The sequence below is a fragment of the Actinoallomurus sp. NPDC052274 genome, from assembly GCF_040679475.1.
Lineage (GTDB): Bacteria > Actinomycetota > Actinomycetes > Streptosporangiales > Streptosporangiaceae > Actinoallomurus > Actinoallomurus liliacearum.
In genome coordinates this window covers 72,994-79,350 of record NZ_JBFAUT010000041.1, presented here as the reverse complement: position 1 = coordinate 79,350, position 6,357 = coordinate 72,994, and the positions used below count along the sequence as shown (strand labels likewise).

Here is a 6,357-nt window from a genome sequence, read left to right as displayed (position 1 = left end):
ACCGGGCGCGATCGGTCGCGGCGGACAGCCCGCCGGGGAGGGCGCGCTCGATCTCGTGGTCGAACGACAGCACGGCGAACCGGTCGCCGCCCGCTGAGCCGCCGCGCAGCGTGTCGACGATGCGCGCCGCGGCGCGGCGCGCGGCCACCATCTTCCAGCCCATCATGCTCCCCGACCGGTCGAGCAGGATGACGACGTCGCGGGGACGGAGCGTGCCCGGGTCGGCGGGCGGCAGCACGGTGACGGTGAACGTCTCGCCGGACACCGCGCACGAGGCCCCGGCGTCGTACCGCAGCCGCAGGACGAAGTCCCGGTCGAGCCGCTCGCCCGGCTCCAGCCGCAGGGCCCGGCCGTCGGTGGTCACGGTGTGCAGGCTCGACCGTACGCCGTCGAGGGACAGGCCGGCCGGGTCGATTTCCACGGACAGGCTGAGCCGCACCGGGTTCGGGAAGCCGGGCAGCAGCACGGGCGGGCTGATGCGCGAGGCGTCGGGCACGGCGTCGGTGTCTGATCGCGTTCCCGCGCCGACCGGCGGGCCGTCCAGCGGAGTGCCCGGGATGTAGCGGGGCGCGACCACGAGAGGGAACCGCAGCGTCGCCTCGCCGTCCTCGTACGGCAGCGGCTGGCTCAGGGTGAGGCGCACGGTCACGCGTTCGCCGGGCGGGATGTTGCCGACGCTCATCGTGAACACGTCCGGCCGCTCCTCTTCGGCCAGCGCCGCACGCCGCCCGGCCGCGAGCGCCGCCGCGTAGTCCTCACGGGCCTGCCCGCGCTCCTTCAGCACCCCCTCGACGATGCGGTCGGCGGCCTCCATCCGCATGCCGGTGACGGCGGCGCGGTCCGGCAGCGGGAAGACGTACGTCGCCTCGAGCGGCACGTCGAAGGGGTTCTGGAAGCCCTGCGTCATCGTGACGCGGGCGGACAGCCCGGTGACCGCCGCCCGGATGTCGACGGACTCGAGGGGCAGGTTGCCGCGCTCGGTGCGCAGGGCGCCCAGCCCGGCGTCCGGCACCGGCTCCACCTCGCCGGACAACGTTTCGATCTTCATCGGAGACCTCTTTCGGTCAGCAGGTCGAGCAGGGGAGCGGCGGCGGCCGCGATGGCGGCGGCGTCTTCCGGGGACGGTGAGGAGTCGAGGAGCAGGGTCACGCCGGGGGCCAGCCGCACCCCGCGGACGAGCACCCCGGCCGCCGACTCGGGGCCCGGCGGACCGGCTGCGGACACCGGCTCCGGGGCAGGCGGACCGGCTGGGGACACCGACTCCGAAGCCGGTGGGCCGGCTGGGGACGCCTGCTCTCGGATCGGTGGGCCGGCTGGGGACAGCGACTCCGGCGTCGGTGGACCGGCCGGCGACGTCGGCTCCGGGATGGGCGGACTGGATGTGGGCGTCGACTCTGGGGCCGGCGGGCCGGACGGGTGGGCCGGCGCTGGGGCCGGTGGGCCGGATGGGGGCGCCGGGCGCTCGGCCCAGAACCGCCGGGTGCCCGGCGCCGGCGGCCGTACGCCGGAATTCCGGATCGACGGCTCTCCGGCCTGCTCCGGTGGCTGCACGCCGGGATTCGGGGCCGGCGCGCCGGATCCCGGGATCGGTGTGCGGGGCGCCGAGGTCGAGGCGGGTGCGTGGGGACCCAAAGCCGGTGTGCCGGGGCCTGGAGCGGATGCGTCCGGACCCGAGTTCGGCGCGCCGGAAGCCGAGGTAGGCGTGCTCGGAACCGGGGTTGGTGTGTCCGGACCCGAGTTCGGTGCGCCCGGAGCCGAGGTAGGTGTGCTCGGAACCGGGGCCGGTGCGTCGGGAGCCGAAGGCGGCGTGCTGGGAGTCGGGGTGGGTGTGCCGGGAGCCGAGGGTGGTGTGCCGGGTGCCGATCCCGGTGGCTGGGGACCTGGGGTCTGGGGGGCGCCGTCGGGCGCCGGGGTGGGCTCGCCCGGGGGCGTCGGGTGGCCGGCGGTGGGGTCGAGGCGGGCGATCCGGCGCAGGGTCGCGTCGGTGGCGCCGGTGAGCTCGGCCTGGATGTCGGCGAGGGAGCGGCCCTCCGCCTGGCGGCGCTTGATCGCCACGAGTTGGAGCAGGTGCCGCGGACCGTACACGGCGACGCGGCCGCGCCGGCTCAGCGGTGGGTCGACCAGGCCGATCGTGACGTACCACCGGATGGTGCGCTCGTTGGGCAGGTCGCGGACCCGTCCGCTCGGCCGTGGCGAACGCCCGTCGGCCAGGGCGGCGGCGGCCTTGGTCGTCAGCTCCGGGAGCGTCCATGGTCCGTCCATGTCTCTCACAGTGACACTGTAACTATTGCAGTGTCAACGTCGGGCGTGGGTCGGAACTTCGTCAAGCGGCTTGCACAGGCCGTTCAAGTGCCTTGAACGGTCGGCGCCCGCGCAGCACCCTGTCCGATGAGGAGGAGTGCCGTGTCCGGACGAGTTGCGTCCATGGCCGGCGCGTCGGCGCACGCCAGGTACCGCGCCCTGCGCGCGGAACGGCGCCAGGAGCGCGCCCTCGCGCGGCTCGTGATCTCCGGGGTCGCCGGGTCGATGACCGCCGGGCTGTTCGGCTGGCCCTCCGGGCTGACGGTCGGCCTGGGCCTGCTGCTCGCGCAACTCCTCTACTTCCGCATCCGGCCGGGCGCGCTCACCGCCTGGCGGCGGGGAGCGGCCGCCGAGCGCCGGATGGGCCGCCGGCTGTCCCGGCTCGATCCGGCGTACTTCCACGTACTCCACGACCGGGCGCTCCCCGACGGGTTCCGGGAGAACCTCGATCACCTGGTCGTCGGCCACACCGGCGTGTACGCGATCTCCTCGCGACGGTGGCCGCCGCTCACCCGGCTGCGGGTGGACGGGCGGCTGTGGGCCGGGCCCCGGCCGCTGACGCGCCTGCACGTCCGGACGCGCCGGGCCGCCTCGGCGGTCGCGGCCCGCCTGGCCGCCGAGACCGGTCACGAGGTCGAGATCTCACCGGTGATCGCGGTGCACGGGGGACGGCTGCCGCGCGGCGGGATCGTGTACGAGGGGGTGCTGCTGCACCGGGCCGACCGGGTGAAGCGCCTCATCGAGCGGCAACCCGTGCTGTTCACCACCGCGGAGGTGGCGGCGATCGCCGCCGCGGTGGAACGCATCCTTCCCCCGATGATCGACATATAACGAAAAACCAGCACGCTTGGTGACGGATTAGTACGCTCAGCGCGACAGGCGGATATCTTTTCGCAGCCGGGGAGGTCGCATGGCGGGGCGCATCGTGATCTTCGGCGCTTCCGGCTACACCGGCACGCTGACCGCCCGAGCGCTCATCGACCAAGGACTACGCCCGGTCCTCGCCGGGCGGAACACCAAGGCCCTCGCCGCGCTCGCCGCCGAGCTGGGCGGCCTGGAGACGGCGTACGCGGACGCCGCCTATCCGTGGACGGTCCGCTCCCTCGTCGAACGCGAGGACGTGCTCGTCACCACGGTCGGCCCGTTCTCCCGGCACGGCCACGCGGCCCTCGCCGCGGCGGTCGACGCGGGAGCGCACTACCTCGACACGGCGGGGGAGCCGCGGTTCGTACGGCAGGTCTTCGAGGAGTACGGCGCCAAGGCGAGTTCCGCCCTGCTGCCCGCCTTCGGCTACCACCATGTGCCCGGCAACCTCGCGGGCGCCCTCGCCCTCGACCGGGTCGGCGAGGACGCCGCAAGGGTCGACGTCGGCTACTTCCTCGGCGGCGGATCTCTCGTGCGCGGGCTTTCCGGCGGCACCTTCGACTCGGCGCCGGGCCTGCTGGCCACGCGGATGTTCACCTACCGGGACGGTGTCGTGGACGAGCCGCGGTCGCGGGTGCGGGACTTCGCGATGGCGGGCCGGTCGCGGGCCGCCATGTCCATGGGGGCGTCCGAGCACTTCACGCTGCCGGCGTCCCATCCCGGACTGCGCGAGGTGAACGTCTATCTCGGCTGGTTCGGCGCGGCCACGCGGATCGCCGCCCGGCTGCCGCGCGGCCGGGCCGCGTCCGCCGTGATCGGGTCCTGCGGAGGCGGGCTTGCTCGCATCGCGCGCCGTCGGGCCGGCAAGGGCACGCTGACGTCGCGGATCGTGGCCGCCGCCTACGACGCGCAGGGCTCGCTCCTCACGGAGATACACCTCTCGGGCGGCGATCCGTACGATTTCACGGCCGGAATCGTCGCGTGGGGCGCCCGCCAGGCCGCCAGCGGAATGACGGAAACGGGAGCTTTGGGGCCGGTCGCGGCTTTTGGTCTATCCGAGCTGGAAGCCGGCTGCGCCATGGCCGGAATATCGCGCGTCACCGGCTGAGCCTCCGTCGCGCGGGAAGTCGGGCCTCACCGGCCCGGCCCCCGGATCGGAACGTCGCGTATCGCCGGATGTATCCCGGTGCGGGATGCCGCGTATCACCGGCTGAACCCCCGTCGCGCGGGAGGTGCGCGTCACCGGCTCAACCCCTGGCCACGCGGGTGTCTTCGAGCTCCGTACGGGCCGATCTCGTCGCCGAATCACGGCGAGACGCCTTTCACCTCACCTTTCCGGCGAATCGCTGAAATCCGTCTTTTCCATCTATTTTTTAGATGCTTGTAGATCATTTATCTGGCGTGGCCAAATTATCTACGCAAGGGTTCCGGGAAACAGTTGAATGCGAGGCGGAAAAGGCTTTACCTTCGCGCCATGGAAGACCGCCTCCTGGTCAGTGGCCTGCGGTCGGGCGATCCCGGCGCGATCGGCGCGGTGTACGACACCTACGCCGACCGTCTCTACGACTACTGCTGGTTCCAGCTGCGCAACCGCGAGGCGGCGCAGCTGACATTCCGTGACACGCTGCTCGCCGCCGAGGTCCACATCGGCGAGCTGCGGGTCCCCGAACGGTTCGGGCCATGGCTGTACGCCCTCGCGCGGATCGAGTGCCGCCGTCGGCGGCCGCCGGGGGTGCCGCACCCCGACCTGCCCATCGCCCGCCACGACCAGGACGACGTGGACCTGCGCGTGATCGCCTGGCGGGCGGTCACCGGGCTGCCGGCGCTCAGCCAGGAGCTCCTCGACCTGCACCACCGCCACTCCCTCGAGACGGCCGACCTCGCCGGTGTCGTCGGCCTGCCGGTCCGGGAGGTCACGGACCTGCTCCGCCAGGCGGGCGAACTGCTCGAGGCGGCCGTGATCGCGGAGATCCTCGCCCACGAGGACACGCTCGAGTGCGACGGCCGGGCGGCCATCCTGCGCCACCGCCGTGGCGAGCTCGGTGACGACGTACGCGCGGCTCTCGTAGGTCACGGGATCGAGTGCGACGTCTGCGCGGCACACCTGCCGCGTACGATCTCCACCGCCAAGGTCTGCGCGCTGCTGCCGCACGCCGTCCCGCCCGACTCGCTGCGCCGGCAGGTCACGGGCTGCTTCACCGACCCGCGGCTGGCCGGCTATCGGCTGTTCGCCGCCGCCCGCCTGCGCGCCTTCGGCGCTCGGGGCTTCCCCAGGCAGCAGGGACCGGGCCGTGCCGACCCCGCCGCCCACGCGGCACGCTGGCCGCGCGGGCTGGTCGCGGCGACCGGCGCGGTCGTCACGGCGGTCGGTGTCGCGACCGTGTGCCAGTGGATCGGTCGGGAGACCCGTCACCTGCCTGTCGTCGCCGGTGGCGGCGCCTCCCGGACGCACAGCCGCGTGCCCAGCCCCGGCGTGATCGGGCCGCCCGCGGTCGGACGGCCGGTGGCCGCGACGTTCGCGCTCGGTCCGCGTGACGGAGCGGTGGCGCCGACCGCGCGCCCGGCACCCCTCGTGCCCGCCGCCGACAACGGATGGGTCTATGCCGAGCCCGGCCGGCTGAGGCTCGGCTCCGGCGGCACGGGCACGGTCGTGCTCCAGGCGGTCGACGGGGCGGTGCAGTGGCATGCCGCCGCGACGGGCGCGGTGACCGTCGAACCCTCCGACGGCTCACTCGGCCCGGGAGAGACCGGAAGGACCTTCGTGCGGGCGCCCGGCGACGGCCCGGGCGAGGCGGTGATCACCTTCTCGCCCGGGGGGATGCGGGTGGTCGTGGACTGGAGCGCGCCGGCCCCGCCGTCCGCCCCGCCTCCCGGTTCGCCGCAGCCGACTCCGCCGCCGTCCTCGCCGACGCCTTCGCCGGCGCCCCCGTCGTCCCCACCGCCGACCCCGGCCCCGCCACCGTCGTCGCCCCCGTCGTCGCCCCCGGCTCCGCCGCCGTCGACGGAGCCGCCGCCCGGCCGCCCGTCGGACTCACCGCCCGCCACCGCGCGCTCCTCGCAGTCCGGCCCACCGGAGCGGCATCCCGCTCCCCAGCGACAGACCGGCGACCGGCAGACCGGCGACCGGCAGACCGGCGACCGGCAGACCGGCGACCGGCAGACCGGCGACCGGCAGACCGGCGACCGGCAGAC

The 6,357-nt window shown here is 74.4% G+C and carries 5 protein-coding genes and 1 pseudogene; 3 read left to right on the top strand and 3 right to left on the bottom strand.

Features of this window, described 5'->3' with window-relative positions:
• From AB0K82_RS29605 to AB0K82_RS29595, 3 genes and pseudogenes are all read right to left on the bottom strand, one after another.
• Positions 1-1,048, bottom strand: a 1,048-nt coding sequence (locus AB0K82_RS29605; protein WP_364403249.1) for a VIT domain-containing protein, incomplete at its 3' end; no start/stop codon positions are given.
• On the bottom strand, positions 1,045-1,224 hold the full coding sequence (locus tag AB0K82_RS29600) for a hypothetical protein (protein ID WP_364403265.1): 180 nt from the start codon (positions 1,222-1,224) through the stop codon (positions 1,045-1,047). The genes AB0K82_RS29605 and AB0K82_RS29600, both read right to left, overlap by 4 nt.
• Before the next feature lie 831 nt (positions 1,225-2,055).
• Positions 2,056-2,262: pseudogene (locus AB0K82_RS29595) on the bottom strand (MerR family transcriptional regulator); the annotation flags it as partial.
• Positions 2,263-2,403: 141 nt separating this feature from the next.
• Here AB0K82_RS29595 and AB0K82_RS29590 point away from each other — a divergent pair.
• From AB0K82_RS29590 to AB0K82_RS29580, 3 genes are all read left to right on the top strand, one after another.
• Positions 2,404-3,132, top strand: a complete 729-nt coding sequence (locus tag AB0K82_RS29590; RefSeq protein ID WP_364403246.1) for a nuclease-related domain-containing protein — start codon at positions 2,404-2,406, stop codon at positions 3,130-3,132.
• Positions 3,133-3,211: 79 nt separating this feature from the next.
• Entirely contained in the window at positions 3,212-4,273 is a 1,062-nt protein-coding gene (locus AB0K82_RS29585; protein ID WP_364403244.1) for a saccharopine dehydrogenase NADP-binding domain-containing protein, read from the top strand.
• Between the two features lie 366 nt (positions 4,274-4,639).
• Positions 4,640-6,357 (top strand): sigma-70 family RNA polymerase sigma factor (locus tag AB0K82_RS29580; protein WP_364403241.1); only part of this gene is annotated, 1,718 nt, incomplete at its 3' end.

What these genes read in the sequence shown, in the direction of transcription:
- AB0K82_RS29585 (WP_364403244.1), top strand. Translation starts at nt 3,212, where the DNA reads ATGGCGGGGCGCATCGTGATCTTCGGCGCTTCCGGCTACACCGGCACG.